Origin of the sequence: Croceicoccus sp. YJ47 (assembly GCF_016745095.1) — a bacterium.
Classification (GTDB): Bacteria; Pseudomonadota; Alphaproteobacteria; order Sphingomonadales; family Sphingomonadaceae; genus Croceicoccus.
On sequence record NZ_CP067087.1, the window covers coordinates 3109864 to 3125640 of the forward strand.

Consider the following 15777-nt stretch of genomic DNA (forward strand, 5'->3'; position numbering starts at 1 on the left):
CAATCCAATGTTAATTATGTTGTGGAAGCAATTGATTTTCCGGGTGGTTCACACGTTGAACTTGAAGAGCATCACGTCGCCATCGTTGACGACATATTCCTTGCCCTCCTGACGCAGCTTGCCCGCCTCGCGCGCCGCGCTTTCACCGCCAAGCGTGACATAATCGTCGTAGGCGATGGTTTCGGCGCGGATGAAGCCACGCTCGAAATCGGTGTGGATCTCACCGGCGGCCTGTGGTGCCTTTGCGCCCTTGGCCACGGTCCAGGCCCGCGTTTCCTTCGGCCCGGCGGTAAAGAACGTCTGCAGGCCGAGCAGCTGGTACCCTGCGCGGATCACGCGGGCGAGGCCGGTTTCCTCCAGTCCCAACTCGGCCAGATATTCGGCGCGTTCCTCGCCTTCCATACCGACCAGCTCCGCCTCGATCGCGGCGGAGACGACGACGGCCTGCGCGCCCTCGGCCTCGGCCTTGGCGAACACTTTTTCCGCCATCGCATTGCCGGTCGCGGCCTCGTCCTCGGCCACGTTGCAGACGTAGAGCACAGGTTTGGCGGTCAGCAATTGCGCCTGCGCGAACACGCGGGCCTCTTCCTCGTCCTTGGGTTCGGTAAGGCGGGCGGGCTTGCCTTCGCGCAGGAGTTCGAGCGCCTGTCCCAGCACGCTGGCCGCGATCTTCATTTCCTTGTCGCCGGTCTTCGCGCGCTTTTCCGCGGCGGGCACGCGCTTTTCCAGGCTTTCGAGGTCGGCCATCAGCAATTCGGTCTCGACCACCTCGGCATCGGCGAGCGGGTCGACCTTGTTGGCGACATGCTGAATATCGTCATCCTCGAAACAGCGCAAGACGTGCACGATCGCGTCCACTTCGCGAATATTGCCGAGGAACTGGTTGCCGAGCCCTTCGCCCTTGGACGCACCCTTCACCAGCCCGGCGATGTCCACGAAGGCAAGCTGCGTCGGAATGGTTTTTGCAGACCCCGCGATGCCCGCAATCTTGTCGAGCCGTTCATCGGGCACGCCGACCTGGCCGACATTGGGTTCGATGGTGCAGAACGGATAGTTCGCCGCCTGCGCCGCCTGCGTTTCGGTCAGCGCGTTGAAAAGGGTCGATTTGCCCACATTGGGAAGGCCGACGATGCCGCAACGAAAACCCATCGAAAACTCCGGTCATAGATTGAGCCGCGCCCATAGCCGGATCGGCGGGGCATGGCCAGAAAACAGATATTGCGGCCGAACCCGCGTTCGTGATGCCTCAGCCGTTCAGCCGCATGGCGACGTTTTTCATGAACCGCTCGCCATCGCCCTTGGCCAGCCATTCCGCCTCCGCCGCGACAGCGCCGAGCATCGCGGCAAGATCGTCCATCTCCGCCTTGGCATAATTGCCGAGGACATGGCCGGTGACGCGGTCCTTGGATCCGGGATGCCCGATGCCGAGCCGCACGCGGGCAAATTCGCGGCAGAGATGGCTGTCGATGCTGCGCAGCCCGTTATGGCCCGCCGTGCCGCCGCCCTGCTTCACCTTCACGCGCATGGGGTCGAGATCGAGCTCATCGTGAAAGACGGTGAGCGCGTCCAGCTCCAGCTTGTAGAACCGCATCGCCTCGGCGACCGAACGTCCGCTCTCGTTCATGTAGGTCGCGGGTTTCAGGAGGAGGACACGCTGCGTGCCGATGCGGCCTTCTTGCAACCAGCCGGAGAATTTCTTCTGCACCGGGCCGAAGTCATGCATGTCGGCGATGGTGTCGAGCGCCATGAACCCGACATTGTGCCGGTTGAGCGCATATTTGGCGCCCGGATTGCCAAGGCCTGTCCATAATTGCATGGCGTTTCCCTATCCCAGCCGGGGCCGAAAGCAAAACGCCGGCCTTGCACGTGGCACGGCCGGCGTTTCGTATCGCCAGAAAGCGAGAACGCGTTCAGGCGCTCTTTTCTTCCTGTTCCTTGGCGGCATCGTCGTCCGGACCCTGCTCGGTCGCGGCGGTTTCGCCCGCTTCCATGCCGGCGCCGGTCTGATCCGAGCCTTCTTCGCCATCGGCCTTCTTGAGAGCCGAAGGCGCCACAACGGTCGCGATGGTGAAGTCGCGGTCGGTGATCGCGCTTTCCGAACCCTTGGGCAGCTTCACGTGGCTGATGTGGATCGAATCGCCGATTTCGAGGCCGGTGACGTCGATTTCGATCTGGTCAGGGATGTGATCGGCGTCGCAAACCAGTTCCAGCTCGTGGCGCACGACGTTGAGCACGCCGCCACGCTTGAGACCGGGGGCCGCTTCTTCGTTCACGAAGACGACGGGCACGTTCACATCGACCTTCGCATCCTTGGCAAGGCGGAAGAAATCGACATGGGTCGGCGTATCGCGAACCGGGTGAAGGGCGACGTCCTTGGGCAGGGTGCGCAGCTTCTTGCCGTCGATTTCGACCATCACGATCGAGTTCATGAAGTGGCCGGTGTCCAGCAGTTTCACCAGCGCACGTTCCTCGACGTGGATGGGCTGCGGTTCTTCCTTGCCACCGTAGACGACGGCGGGAACGCGACCTTCGCGGCGCAGGGCACGGGAGGCTCCCTTGCCTGCCCGTTCGCGCTTTTCGGCCGCCAGGGTAAGCTGATCGCTCATAATCCTAGACCTTTGTATAAAGCTTGTTGGTTCAACTCGCGCGGCACGCGCCTCCAGGGATGACCATGTGCCGATGCGAAGGCGGGCGCGTAGCGGCTCTGCGCGGCGAATGCAAGCGCCGCGCGGGATCGTGCGCCCCGATCAATCCGCGCGCACGACCCGCCATCCGCGTGCGCGGAGCATCGCGATCAACCCGTCGGCCCCGCCCATATGCCCCGCGCCCACCGCGATCAGCGGCCTGCGCCCATCCGACAGCAACGGTTCGATCTGCGTGATCCAGCGCCTGTTCCGATTGACCAGCAAGGCCGTGCGCAGGTCCGCATCGGCGGCAAGGCCCTGCTCCAATATGCGGGTGAGCGTCGCCGCGTCGCCGCGCATCCACGCATCGAGCATCGCGCCGTCATCGTCGGGCGCCTCCCACATGCTCCGCAGCAGGGCAAGCTGTGCATCCTCGTCAAGCCGGTCGAAGATGGCGAGCTGCTCGCCCGCGGTTTCGAGCCCGGCGACCGGCCGCCCGTCGAACGCGTCGAGCAGCGCGCGATCGGTGCCCGCGCCGCTATCGTTGCCCGCCTCCCGCGACAATGCGGACGACACGGACAGGGCCGCGGCCCAGGTCTCGACATCGCGAAAGGCGCCCGGCTCGATATCCGCCCGCTCGAAAAGCGCGGCGAGGGCAGGGCGGTCGCGCGCAGGGATCCGGCGGGACAGCGGGGGCAGCCCCTCGGTCCTGCCGAGCGCCGCCATGGCGCCCGCGATGGCCGCCGTATCGTCGAGTGCGCGCACCTCCACCACCAGCATGCCCGCATCCGCGATGACACGCTTCAGCCCTTCGCGGCGCCAGTCCACATCGGCGGGCAGGGCATGCACAGTCCCGAACAGCCAACCCGCCGTCCGCCCGGCCTCATCCTCGATCCGCCAGAGCGCGGGGTTCGCCTCGACCCGAGGGCCACCGCACGCCGCGAGCGTCGATGACAGCGCGCACAGCAGCAGCGCGCATAGCCACGCCCGCCAGCGCCCCGTCGCGGGAATCGTCAATACGCGATCCGCTCGACGGTGAGCCCGCGCTTCGCCAGTGCGTCCTGCACGCTGTTCTCACCCGCGAGATGGCCGGCGCCCACCGCGATGAACACGGTGCCGGGCCGGTCCATGCGCGCGTCGATCTGCCGTGCCCAGTCGGCATTGCGGCGATCGAGAAGCAGCGTCTTCACCTGCGGATTGTCCTCGAAGCCTTCGTTGAGCAGCGCCGCGGTATCGACGATGTCGCCCATCGCCCATGCGCGCTCCATCCGTTCCAGATCGGCGGCCATCGCGTCGGGCGCGTCGATCGTCGCCATCAGGAACGCGATCTGCGCGTCGGATGACATGCTATCGAAAAAGCCGATCTGCTGGCGGAAGGTTTCGAGCCCCGATACCGGCTTGCCATTCTCCTTGGCCGCACGGGTCAGCACCTGCTCCCCGCCCGAGGCCGGCGAATAGCCCAGCTTCTGACCATAGGCGATCGTCATCATGGTGGCGGCGAACCACGGCTGCATCCGGTCGATCGCGGCCATCGGCACGCCGCTCCCTTGCGAGGCGGCGACAAGCTTCTCGCGCTGCGGCGGGGTCAGCATCGCGGACAGTGTCTGCCCCTCGGGCAACATGGCAGAGCCGCCGACGGCCTCGGCCGCTTCGGCCTCGCTCGGCTGCACGATTTCCAGCATGACCTCGTCGCTATTGGCAAAAGCGTCGGCGACCGGCCCGTCGAACCATGCGAGGTCCGGCTTTATGACATGCATCGTGCCGAACAGGTAGATCGTCGTATCCTCGTCCGACAATTTCCACAGGGCCGGGGTGGCGTTCTGCCGGTCGAGCGGCGCGGTCTCCGGCGCCTCCACGCTTTGCGCAGGGGCGACGCCGACCGGTTCGGCGGGCGCGGTCGCACAGCCGGCGAGCAGCGGCGGCAGAATGGCGACAAGCGGGCGGAGGAAACGTGGCATTCGCATGAAATATCATCCCGGTTTGTAAAGCAGCGCCCCCTCGACCCCGCCTTCGTCGTGTCAGATTGCCGGTGCGGGCATTAAATTCAAGGGGCGGACCGGTCCGAAATTGTTGACGCTGCGGGAGCGCTTCGCCATTGCGGCGGCACCATGACGACGCCCGAACGAGACCCCAAGACCAGCTTTCAGGACATGATCCTCACGCTCCACGATTACTGGAGCGCGAATGGCTGCCTGATCCTGCAACCTTATGACATGCGGATGGGGGCGGGCACGTTCCACACCGCCACCACGCTGCGCGCGCTGGGGCCGGAGCCGTGGAACGCCGCTTTCGTGCAGCCGTGCCGCCGCCCGACGGACGGACGATACGGCGAGAACCCGAACCGCCTTCAACATTATTACCAGTATCAGGTGATCCTGAAACCCAGCCCCGCCAATCTGCAGGAGCTGTATCTGGAAAGCCTGCGGGCCATCGGGATCGACCCGCTCAAGCACGATATCCGCTTTGTCGAGGACGACTGGGAAAGCCCGACACTGGGCGCATGGGGGCTGGGCTGGGAAGTGTGGTGCGACGGGATGGAGGTCACGCAGTTCACCTATTTTCAGCAGATGGGCGGCTATGACTGCAAACCCGTCGCGGGTGAGCTGACCTACGGGCTCGAACGGCTGGCCATGTATATTCAGGGGGTCGATAACGTCTACGACCTCGGTTTTGACGGGCGCGGCACGACCTATGGCGACGTGTTCCTCGACAATGAACGGCAGATGTCGACCTGGAACTTCGAGGTTGCCGACACCGATGCGCTGTTCGACCTGTTCCGCAAGGCCGTGGCCGAGTGCCGCAATTGCCTCGACGCGAAACTCCCCATTCCCGCCTATGAACAGGCGATCGAGGCCAGCCATATCTTCAACCTGTTGCAGGCCCGCGGCGTGATCAGCGTGCAGGAGCGAGCCAGCTACATGGCGCAGGTCCGCGATCTCGCCCGCGGGTCGTGCGAGGCGCATATGGAGAAGAATGCCGATCGCTGGGCCGACGCCTATCCGGAGTGGAGCGCATGAGTGAATTTCTGCTCGAACTCAGGTGCGAGGAAATTCCCGCGCGGATGCAGGCCGGCGCGCGCCGCGACCTTGAACGCCTGTTCCGCGCCGAGATGGACGGCGCCGGCGTATCCCATGGCGATGTCACCGTATGGTCCACGCCGCGGCGCCTCGCGCTGATCGCGCGGGACTTGCCGACAGAAACGCAGGCCGTCTCCGAAGAGGCGAAAGGCCCGCCCGAAGGCGCGCCCGATGCCGCCATCGACGGGTTCTGCCGCAAGAATGGCGTGACCCGCGATGACTTGCAACTGCGCGAGGTGAAGGGCCGCAAGACCTGGTTCGCGGTGCGCGACATTCCGGGCCGGGCCGTCGCCGACGTGCTGTCCGAGGCGATTCCGGCCATCATCCGCGCGTTTCCCTGGCCAAAATCCATGCGCTGGGGCGCAGCATCGCTCTCCACCGAAAGCCTCCGCTGGGTCCGGCCGTTGTCGGGAATCGTCGCCATTCTGGGCGAGGATCTGGTGCCGTGCGACGTTGAGGGCATCGCCAGCGGTTTTGCCACCATGGGTCATCGTTTCCATCACGACGGCCCCATCACCATCGGCGGCGCGGACGATTACGCGGGCAAGCTTCGCGCATGCCACGTCATCGTCGACCACGAGGAACGCGAGGCGATCATCCGCGAACGCGCGCAGCAGGCCGCATCGGACGCCGGCCTCACGCTGGTCGAGGATGAGGGGCTGGTCGTCGAAAATGCGGGACTGACCGAATGGCCGGTGCCGCTGCTCGGCCGGTTCGACGCGGAATTCCTCGCCGTGCCGCCCGAGGTCATCCAGCTCACCGCCCGCACGAATCAGAAATATTTCGTGTGCGAGGAGGGCGGCACGCTCGCCAACGCGTTCGTGTGCACCGCGAATATCGAGGCGGCCGACAATGGCGCCGCGATCACCGACGGCAATCGCAAGGTTCTGGCCGCGCGGCTGTCGGACGCGCGCTTCTTCTGGGAACAGGACCGGAAAAAGACGCTCGCCGAACACGCCGAGGGGCTGGGGCGCATCACCTTCCACGAAAAACTCGGCACCGTCGCGGACAAGGTGGAGCGGGTGGCGACGCTCGCCCGCTGGCTCGTGACCGAGGGCATCGTGAAGGATGCCGACCCCGACGAGGCGGAGCAGGCCGCGCGGCTGGCCAAGGCCGACCTCGTCACCGAAATGGTCGGAGAATTTCCGGAATTACAGGGGCTTATGGGCGGGTATTACTCCCGTGCCGAAGGTTTGAACGACCGCGTCGCCGATGCAATCCGCGATCATTACAAGCCCGCGGGGCAGGGGGACGAGGTGCCTACCGCGCCGGTGACGGTGGCGGTCGCGCTGGCGGATAAGCTCGATAATCTGCGCAGCTTTTTCGAGATCGACGAGAAGCCGACCGGTTCGAAAGACCCCTTCGCCTTGCGCCGGGCCGCACTCGGCGTGGTCAGGATCGTGACGGAAAACGGGCTTCGGCTCGGCATTGCGTCGGGCGACCTGCTCGATTTCTTCGCCGACCGATTGAAGGTGCAGCAGCGCGAGGCCGGCGTTCGCCACGATCTCATCGACGCGGTCTTCTCGCTCGGGAACGAAGACGACCTCGTACGACTTCTATCTCGCGTGAACGCATTGCAAACTTATATGGGCAGCGAGGACGGGCAAAACCTGCTCGCCGCCTACAAGCGCGCCGCGAACATCCTGAAGAAGGAAGGGTTCGAGGCTCCCGAAAATCGAACCGCGCGAACGGGGGAGGAAGATCCGCTGGCGCTGGTCGACGATCCCGATCTCGGCCCGATCGTTGCCGAACGGGCCCGCGAAAAGCAGGAGCCGTCCTACGAGCGTGAGCCGGCAGAAAAGGCGCTTGCCGATGCGCTCGACACCGCCGAACCGAAGGCCGAAACCGCCATCGCGCACGAGGATTTCGAAAGCGCGATGGATGCGCTGGCCTCGCTGCGGGCGCCGATCGATGCGTTCTTCGACAGCGTGACCGTCAATGACGACGATCCGGCAAAGCGGCAGGCACGGCTGACCCTTCTGGACAGGTTTCGTGCTGCGGTGCACAAGGTTGCAGACTTTTCCCGCATCGAGGGTTAAGACCGCTTTAGGGTCACTTTCATGCGATTGTTAAACGCAAGATGCGAAAATCTTCGCGGTTGCGGCACGATTATCCGGGGGGCACAGACTTTATGACGCAATATGTCTACACATTCGGCGGCGGCGCCGTTTCCGACGACCCGCGCGCACGGGACAAGACGATTACCGGCGGCAAGGGCGCAGATCTCGCGGAGATGGCGTCCATCGGCCTGCCGGTTCCGCCCGGTTTCACCATCACGACCGAGATGTGCATCAAATACCTGGCCGAGGGTGCGAATTTTTCGGACGAATTGCGCTCCAGTGTCGCAGATGCGCTGAACCATATCGAGCGGACGGTCGGAAAATCCTTTGGCGATGCGCAGGATCCGCTGCTCGTTTCCGTGCGGTCGGGCGCGCGCGTTTCGATGCCGGGGATGATGGACACGGTCCTCAATCTCGGCCTCAACGACGAGACGGTCGCCGGGCTGGCCGCGATTTCGGGTGACGAACGATTCGCCTGGGACAGCTACCGCCGTTTTATCCAGATGTATTCCGACGTCGTGCTCGGTCTCGACCACGGCCTGTTCGAGGAAGCTCTCGAAATCGCGAAGGAAGACAAGGGCTTCCTCAACGATATTGAGATGACGGCCGAAGACTGGAAAGCGCTCGTCTCGCAATACAAGGCGATTGCCGAGCGCGAGCTGGGCCGGCCGTTCCCGATGGATGTGCACGAACAATTGTGGGGCGCGATCGCCGCCGTGTTCGGAAGCTGGGATGCGGAGCGCGCCAAAATCTACCGCCGGATCAATGGCATATCGTCCGAATGGGGCACCGCCGTCAACGTGCAGGCCATGGTGTTCGGGAATATGGGCGACACCAGCGCCACCGGCGTGGCCTTCACCCGCGACCCTGCGACAGGGGTGCGCAATTATTACGGCGAATGGCTCGTCAATGCGCAGGGTGAGGATGTCGTCGCCGGCATTCGTACCCCGCAATATCTGACCAAATCGGCGCGCGAAAGCGCGGGCGCGACGCTCCCCTCGATGGAAGAGGCGATGCCCGATGCCTATGGCGAGCTGGAGCGCGTGTTCGCGCTGCTCGAAAACCATTATCGCGACATGCAGGACATCGAATTCACGGTGCAGCAGGGCAAGCTGTGGATGTTGCAGACCCGCACCGGCAAGCGGACCGCACGCGCCGCGCTGAAAATGGCGGTCGACATGGTGAACGAAGGGCTGATCGATCAGTCCGATGCCGTCCGCCGCATCGACCCGATGGCGCTCGATCAGCTTCTGCACCCCACGCTCGACCCCGATGCGCCGCGCGACGTGCTGACCACCGGGCTCCCCGCATCGCCGGGCGCCGCATCGGGCAAGGTGGTGTTCGATGCCGACACGGCGGAAACAATGGCGAGCCGCGGCGAGGATGTCGTGCTCGTCCGCGTGGAAACCAGTCCCGAGGATATTCACGGAATGCACGCGGCCAAGGGCATCCTGACCGCGCGCGGCGGCATGACCAGCCACGCGGCCGTCGTGGCGCGCGGCATGGGCCGCCCGTGCGTATCGGGCGCGTCGGCGCTGTCCATCGACCGGCAGACGAAGATCGCCCGCATCAATGGCGAGGAATTGAAGGAAGGCGACATCATCACGCTCGACGGGGCGAACGGGCAGGTGATGAAGGGCGCTGTTCCGACGATCGAGCCGGAACTGGTCGGCGATTTCGCCACCTTGATGGAATGGGCCGACACGATGCGCCGGATGAAGGTGCGCGCGAATGCCGAAACGCCGGAGGATTGCCGCATGGCGCGGCAGTTCGGCGCCGAGGGCATCGGCCTTTGCCGGACCGAGCACATGTTCTTCGACGCCGCGAGGATCAGCCTCGTGCGGCAGATGATCCTGGCCGAGGACGAGGCGGGACGGCGCAAGGCGCTCGACCAGCTGCTTCCCGAACAGCGCAGCGATTTCGTCTCCATCTTTACCGAGATGGCGGGGCTGCCCGTGACGATCCGCCTTCTCGATCCGCCGCTGCACGAATTCCTGCCCACGCGAGACGAGGAATTCGACGACCTCGCGAATGCGACCGGATATGGCGCCGATCACCTCAAGCGGCGTGCGGGCGAACTGCACGAGGCGAACCCGATGCTGGGCCACCGCGGTTGCAGGCTCGGCATTACGTTTCCCGAAATCTACGAGATGCAGGTCCGCGCCATATTCGAGGCGGCGCTTGCCGTTGCGGAGGATAGCGGCGAGGCGCCGTTGCCCGAAATCATGATTCCGCTGGTCGCGACGCGGCGCGAATTGCAGATCCTGAAAACGTTAACCGACCGCGTGGCCAAAACCGTGTTCGAGGAAAAAGGCCAGACCATCGCCTATCTCGTCGGCACGATGATCGAATTGCCGCGGGCCGCACTGATGGCGGGCGAAATTGCGAAGGAGGGCGAATTCTTCTCCTTCGGCACCAACGATCTGACGCAGACGACGCTGGGCGTGTCGCGGGACGATGCCTCGCGTTTCCTCGGCCCCTATGTCGACCGGGGCATCTACCCGCGCGATCCTTTCGTCAGCCTCGACATCGAAGGGGTGGGGCAACTCGTCGAACTCGCCGCGGAACGCGGACGGGCGGAGCGCGCCGGTATCAAGCTCGGCATTTGCGGCGAACATGGCGGCGACCCTGCCTCCATCGCGTTCTGCGAGAAGCAGCGGCTCGATTACGTGTCGGCCTCGCCCTATCGCGTGCCGATCGCGCGGCTCGCCGCGGCGCAGGCGGCGCTGGGCTGACTTATTGCGGCGGGATGGAGCGCGGCCCGCCCTGCGGTGCCGCGCTCCATCCGCTTAGCGTCACGATCTCGAACCGTTCGTGGATCTTGCCGCTGTCGTCGGCATGTTCGGCGAACGCATCGCGGGCCCGTAGCAGCGCCGCCTTCCCCAGCGGCGGCCCCGCATTGCGCAGGACATTGCCCGCGGCCTGTGCCCGAAGATCGCCGACCAGCTGATCGAGCGAATCGAACGCAACCTCGAAGTGCCAGCCGTCGACCACCGGGCTTTCGAAGCCCAGCCGGTTCATCAATTGCCCCGCGGCCCGTACGTCCACCTGCGGATGGATGCGCGGGGCCGGGCGGTCGGCATCGGCCGCGGCCATCGCCTCGCGCAAGACAGGCAGGCTTCCCGCGCCGAGAAAACTCCCGATCATCAGCCCGCCCGCATGCAACGCCCGCCGCATCAGGATGAGCGCACCGGGCAAATCATTCACCGTATCGAGCAGCCCGAGCGACACGATAAGGTCATAGGGCCCGCCGGGCAGGGGGCGTTCCTCGTCGAGATGCATATCGGCGAGGCCCGGCGCCGGGTCTGCACGCGTCACCTGCGTGCCCCGCGCGGCAAGGTCGTGCGAAAGGCGGCCCGTCGTGTCGCCGATGACGAGAGCCCGACCGAAATCGCCGCGCACGAAACCGATCCTGTCGATCGCATCGGCTGCCATTTCGCGCGCGATCGTTTGTGCGACCGGGCCATTCTGGCGAAGCCGGGCCATGCGTTGGCGGGCAGCGATGCGGCGCGACGGCGCGAAGATGCGGGGAGGGGCGTTGTCGGTCATGGGCGCGTCCTGCCCGCTCGGCGCGGTTCTGACAAGCTTGCCCAATGACGTGACCGCGGGCAGGATGGCGCGCATGTCGCTGCACCAGATCATCGCCCCGATCATCGATTTTGCCTATCCGCCGCGTTGCCCGGCATGCGGCGATCCGGTCGATGGCGGCGGCTTCGGAACGGTCGATGCGCTTTGCCCGGACTGTTTCGGAATGGTGGAGCGGCCCGGTTCGCCGGCCTGCGCGACGTGCCAATATCCATTTTCGGAAAACACGCTCGGCAACGATGCCCAATGCGCGGCATGCCTGCACGACCCGCCCGAGCATGACGGGATGACCGCCGCGACGTTTTACGGTCCCGTTTCGAAGGATCTCATCCTTTCGCTCAAATATGGGGGGCGGATGGCGCTTGCCGATATGCTGGGTCGGCAGATCGCGGCGCGTCTGCCCGATTTTTCGCGCGATACGATCATCGCGCCGGTGCCGCTGCATCGCTGGCGCCTGTGGAAGCGCGGTTATAACCAGGCTGCGCTGCTCGGTCGTGCGATCGCGCGGGCCAAAGCGCTCTCGCTCGTGCCCGACGCGCTCGAACGGGTGCGGCGTACGACGCCGCTCGGCGGGATGGATGCGGCACAGCGCCGGGCCATGGTCGCAGGCTCGATCCGGGCGAACCCGCGCCACGCGGCATTGCTTGCGAATCGCCCGGTGATTCTGGTCGACGACGTTTTCACCACCGGCGCGACGACCGGGGAATGCGTCCGGGTCCTGAAAGCCGCGGGGGCCGGGGCGGTCCACGTCGCGTGCTACGCGCGGACGCGATCGGGCGAGGGGTGAGCCGACGAAAAACGCCCGGAACCGAAACGGCTCCGGGCGTTTACGTGACGATGATCTCATTCCGGCTGCAAGGGATTTTATCCCGAGCCTGTCGCAAGATCTTCACCCTGGCAGATCCCCCCGAACCTGCCATTTTCCCTGAACCCGCCGAAGCGGACTGGCTCCCTCAAGCCATGGTCATCTTGTGTGGTTGCAACACATTTGAAAAGGGGGCAGGCGCATAGGCACAGGAATATGAGTCGTCACTGTGACCACTACGCAACAGTGCAACATCACCACTTATGACGCAGAATACGGAGCCATCCATGCCCTCAATCGAGACGACCACGCGATTTGAACCGCGTTTCAATGCCGATGGCCTGATCACCGCGGTGTGTGTCGATGCGGGCGATAACGCGGTGTTGATGGTTGCGCATATGAATACGGAGGCGCTGCGGCTCACGCGGGAGACGGGCTTTGCGCATTTCTGGTCGCGTTCGCGCAAATCGCTGTGGAAGAAGGGCGAGACGTCCGGCCATACGCTCCGCCTTGTCGACCTGCTCGTCGATTGCGATCAGGATTGCCTGGTGTTGCGCGTCGATGCGGCGGGGCCGGCATGCCACACCAACGCGCAAAGCTGTTTCTATCGCCGGGTTACCGACGACGGGCTGGAACCCGTCGCGGAGTGAACCGGGCCGCCGGGCTTATGCCTCGGTCGGGAGGAAGTCGGGGACGGACAGATAACGCTCGCCCGTGTCGTAATTGAAACCGAGAACGCGCGTGCCCGCATCCATTTCGGGCAGCTTTTTCGCAATGGCGGCGAGCGTGGCGCCCGAACTCAGGCCGACGAGCAACCCTTCGACGCTGGCGCACTGACGCGCCATGTCCTTTGCCGTGTCCGCGTCCACCTGGATCGCGCCGTCGATGGCGCGGGTGTGCAGATTGTTCGGAATGAAGCCGGCGCCGATCCCCTGCAACGGGTGGGGACCCGGCTGTCCGCCCGAAATCACGGGGGAAAGCGCAGGCTCGACGGCATAGGCCTTCATATTGGGCCAATGCTTCTTCAACGCTTCGGCACAGCCGGTGATATGGCCGCCCGTTCCCACGCCCGTGATCATCGCATCGATCGGCGTGTCGGCAAAATCGGTCAGGATTTCCTGCGACGTGGTGCGGACGTGCACATCGACATTGGCAGGGTTGTCGAATTGCTGCGGCATCCATGCACCTTCGGTTTGCTCCACCAGCTCGCGGGCGCGTTCGATGGCACCTTTCATGCCGCCCTCCTTCGCGGTGAGGTCGAAGCTCGCCCCATAGGCCAGCATCAGGCGGCGCCGCTCGATCGACATCGATTCCGGCATGACGAGCACCAGCTTGTAGCCCTTGACCGCCGCGACCATGGCGAGGCCGACGCCGGTATTGCCCGATGTCGGCTCGATGATGGTGCCGCCGGGCTTCAGCCGGCCGTCGGCCTCCGCCGCCTCGACCATGGCGAGCGCGATGCGATCCTTGATCGATCCGCCGGGGTTCGCGCGTTCCGATTTCACCCACACCTCGTGATCGGGGAAAAGCCGCGACAGGCGGATATGCGGGGTATTGCCGATGGTTTCGAGGACGCTGTTGGCCTTCATGGCGGCTCCTTTCAGGATGGGATGCGTTTTATTCGCGATATGCCGGAGCAAAGGTCCGCGCGTTCTTTAGTTCCGGAAAAGCCATCGCCCAGATCAGCGTGACCAGCACCGCGCCCGCCCCGCCGAAGATTACCGCCCCCGTCGCGCCGAGGAGCGCCGCGGCCACGCCGGACTGCAATTCGCCCAGCTCGTTCGAGGCCGATATGGCCAGCCCGGAAATGGACGAGACCCGCCCGCGCATGGCATCGGGGGTGTTGAGCTGCACAAGCGAACTGCGCACGAAGACCGAGATCATGTCCGCCGCCCCCAGCCCGACAAGCAGGACCAAGCTGAACGCCAGAGAGCGGCTGAACCCGAAGATCGCGGTGGCAAGGCCGTAGGCTCCCACGGCCCAGAGCATCTTGACGCCCACGTTCCGCTCCATCGGCTTGACCGAAAGCCAGAGCGCGACGACACCGGCCCCCACCGCGGGCGCCGCACGCATCCATCCCAGCCCCTCCGGCCCGACGCGCAGGATGTCGCGCGCGAACACGGGCAGAAGCGCCGTCACCCCGCCCAGCAGCACCGCGAACAGGTCGAGCGAAATCGCGCCCAGCAGAAACCGGTCGTTCCACACGAAACGCAACCCGTCGCGCACCTGCCGCCAAGGGTGGACGGTGCGGTCGACGTCCGGCTTGCGCAACGGCTTGATCATGAGCACGAGGCTCGCGCCCAGCGCAAGAAGCCCCACCGACACGATATAGGGAAGCGTCGGGAATATGGCATAGAGCAGTCCGCCCGCCGCGGGGCCGAGTACGGATGCGAATTGCCAGGCGATCGAATTCATCGCGATTGCGCGCGGGATCATGGCCGCCGGCACGATATTCGGCGCCAGCGAATTGAGCGCCGGCCCCAGGAATATGCGCGCCACCCCATGCAGCGCCGCGAGCGCGAAGAGTAGCGGCAGCGAGAGAATCTCGAACCACGTCGCCAGCCCCAGCCCCGCGGCCACCAGCATGTCGATCCCCATCGACAAGGCCGCGACCCGGCGCCGGTCGAACCGATCCGCAGCGAGGCCGGCCACTGGCGTGAGCAAGAACAGCGGCACGAACTGCACCAGGCCCAGAATGCCGAGCTGAAACGCGGCGACGGACCGGCTCATCCCGTAATCGGACCGGGCGATGTCGTACACTTGCCAGCCGAGGACGACCACCATCGACAGCGTGGCGATCACGCCGGAAAATCGGCAGATCCAGAAAAGCCGGTAATCGCGGATCTGATAAGGGTGACGCGGCGCAGGCGCCGCGCCGTCACCCAACGCTCTGTCTTGCATCAGAAGCTGGGCTTGAACTCGTCGCTCTCTTCGTCGAGCCAGTGCAGGATACCGTCCGATATGGCGAAAAACGCACCGCGCAGGCGGAGGCGCGGCTTGCCCTCGCGCAATTCTTCCTCGCGCTTCTGAACGCAGGGGAAGGTGCGCAGATTGGCGAGGCTGACGCGTACGCCAGCCAGTTCCATCTCCCGCTCCGCCGTGCGGCCCTCGGTGCCGCAACGGGCCGCAACTTCGTCGCGCGCGTCGTCGAGAAGCTGAATCCAGTCGGCGATGAAGCCGCCCTTGCCGGGTTCGGCCCCGTGCATCGACTGGCTGAGCGCGGCCTTGCATCCGCCGCACATGCCGTGGCCCATCACGACGATTTCCTCGACCTGCAACACCTGCACCGCGAATTCGAGTGCGGCCGACACGCCGTGGTGGCCGGGCGTCGTCTCGAACGGCGGGACCATGGCGGCAACATTGCGCACGACGAAGATTTCGCCGGGATCGACATCGAACACCTGCGCCGGGTCGACCCGGCTGTCGGAGCAGGCGATGATCATGACCTTGGGCGACTGGCCCTCGCTCAGCGTCCGCCAGCGCTCATGCTGCGGATGCCAGTTCTTTTCGCGAAACCGGCGATACCCTTCGTTGAGGTGGGCCAGAGCGTCGGACGGCGCATTCGATCGGGAGCTCGATTCGGTCATGCCATTAGCTTTGCCGTGTAGCATTGCGCGTGGCAAGCG

The 15777-nt window shown here is 65.1% G+C and carries 14 protein-coding genes; 5 read left to right on the forward strand and 9 right to left on the reverse strand.

The window, feature by feature from the left end; all coding sequences use genetic code 11:
- Positions 1-48: 48 nt before the first annotated feature.
- The 5 genes from ychF to JD971_RS15205 all read right to left on the reverse strand — a co-directional run bounded on the left by ychF (position 49) and on the right by JD971_RS15205 (position 4582).
- Positions 49-1149 carry a redox-regulated ATPase YchF gene (ychF, locus tag JD971_RS15185; protein ID WP_202084691.1) on the reverse strand — a complete coding sequence of 367 codons (1101 nt, stop codon included), beginning with the start codon at positions 1147-1149 and terminating at the stop codon, positions 49-51.
- A gap of 97 nt (positions 1150-1246) precedes the next feature.
- On the reverse strand, positions 1247-1816 hold the full coding sequence (gene pth, locus JD971_RS15190; protein ID WP_202084693.1) for an aminoacyl-tRNA hydrolase: 570 nt from the start codon (positions 1814-1816) through the stop codon (positions 1247-1249).
- A gap of 94 nt (positions 1817-1910) precedes the next feature.
- Positions 1911-2606 (reverse strand): 50S ribosomal protein L25/general stress protein Ctc, encoded by a 696-nt coding sequence (locus JD971_RS15195; protein ID WP_202084695.1) that lies wholly within the window; start codon positions 2604-2606, stop codon positions 1911-1913.
- A gap of 141 nt (positions 2607-2747) precedes the next feature.
- Positions 2748-3641 carry a TraB/GumN family protein gene (locus tag JD971_RS15200; RefSeq protein WP_202084697.1) on the reverse strand — a complete coding sequence of 298 codons (894 nt, stop codon included), beginning with the start codon at positions 3639-3641 and terminating at the stop codon, positions 2748-2750.
- The gene (locus JD971_RS15205) at positions 3638-4582 is read right to left on the reverse strand and encodes a TraB/GumN family protein (protein WP_202084699.1); all 945 of its coding nucleotides are present in this window, start codon (positions 4580-4582) and stop codon (positions 3638-3640) included. Before JD971_RS15205 ends, JD971_RS15200 begins: the two co-directional genes overlap by 4 nt.
- Before the next feature lie 150 nt (positions 4583-4732).
- Between JD971_RS15205 and JD971_RS15210 the strand changes: the two genes are divergently transcribed.
- From JD971_RS15210 to ppdK, 3 genes are all read left to right on the forward strand, one after another.
- Positions 4733-5641, forward strand: coding sequence for a glycine--tRNA ligase subunit alpha (locus JD971_RS15210; RefSeq protein ID WP_236672132.1), 909 nt, complete (start codon positions 4733-4735; stop codon positions 5639-5641).
- Positions 5638-7740 (forward strand): glycine--tRNA ligase subunit beta, encoded by a 2103-nt coding sequence (glyS, locus tag JD971_RS15215; protein WP_202084701.1) that lies wholly within the window; start codon positions 5638-5640, stop codon positions 7738-7740. Before JD971_RS15210 ends, glyS begins: the two co-directional genes overlap by 4 nt.
- Before the next feature lie 92 nt (positions 7741-7832).
- A complete protein-coding gene (gene ppdK, locus JD971_RS15220) occupies positions 7833-10496 on the forward strand; it encodes a pyruvate, phosphate dikinase (protein WP_202084703.1) in 2664 nt (887 codons plus the stop codon).
- Position 10497: 1 nt separating this feature from the next.
- Here the strand turns inward: ppdK and JD971_RS15225 are convergent, their stop codons facing one another.
- Positions 10498-11247 carry a bifunctional 2-polyprenyl-6-hydroxyphenol methylase/3-demethylubiquinol 3-O-methyltransferase UbiG gene (locus JD971_RS15225; protein ID WP_236672133.1) on the reverse strand — a complete coding sequence of 250 codons (750 nt, stop codon included), beginning with the start codon at positions 11245-11247 and terminating at the stop codon, positions 10498-10500.
- On the opposite strand from JD971_RS15225, the gene JD971_RS15230 reads away from it, so the two are divergent.
- Both JD971_RS15230 and hisI read left to right on the forward strand, forming a co-directional pair.
- The gene (locus JD971_RS15230; RefSeq protein WP_236672134.1) at positions 11246-12133 is read left to right on the forward strand and encodes a ComF family protein; all 888 of its coding nucleotides are present in this window, start codon (positions 11246-11248) and stop codon (positions 12131-12133) included. The two genes, JD971_RS15225 and JD971_RS15230, sit on opposite strands and share 2 nt — an antisense overlap.
- A 305-nt stretch (positions 12134-12438) precedes the next feature.
- Positions 12439-12801, forward strand: a complete 363-nt coding sequence (gene hisI / locus JD971_RS15235) for a phosphoribosyl-AMP cyclohydrolase (protein ID WP_202084709.1) — start codon at positions 12439-12441, stop codon at positions 12799-12801.
- A 15-nt stretch (positions 12802-12816) separates the two neighbouring features.
- On the opposite strand, the gene cysK is transcribed toward hisI, so the two are convergent.
- Genes cysK through JD971_RS15250 form a run of 3 tightly spaced genes read right to left on the reverse strand, consistent with a single transcriptional unit; the run spans position 12817 to position 15738 of the window.
- Positions 12817-13740 carry a cysteine synthase A gene (gene cysK / locus JD971_RS15240; RefSeq protein ID WP_202084711.1) on the reverse strand — a complete coding sequence of 308 codons (924 nt, stop codon included), beginning with the start codon at positions 13738-13740 and terminating at the stop codon, positions 12817-12819.
- 28 nt (positions 13741-13768) lie between these two features.
- A complete protein-coding gene (locus tag JD971_RS15245) occupies positions 13769-15052 on the reverse strand; it encodes an MFS transporter (protein WP_202084713.1) in 1284 nt (427 codons plus the stop codon).
- Positions 15052-15738, reverse strand: coding sequence for a carbonic anhydrase (locus tag JD971_RS15250; RefSeq protein ID WP_202084715.1), 687 nt, complete (start codon positions 15736-15738; stop codon positions 15052-15054). The genes JD971_RS15245 and JD971_RS15250 overlap by 1 nt, the downstream gene beginning before the upstream one ends.
- Between the last annotated feature and the right edge of the window lie 39 nt (positions 15739-15777).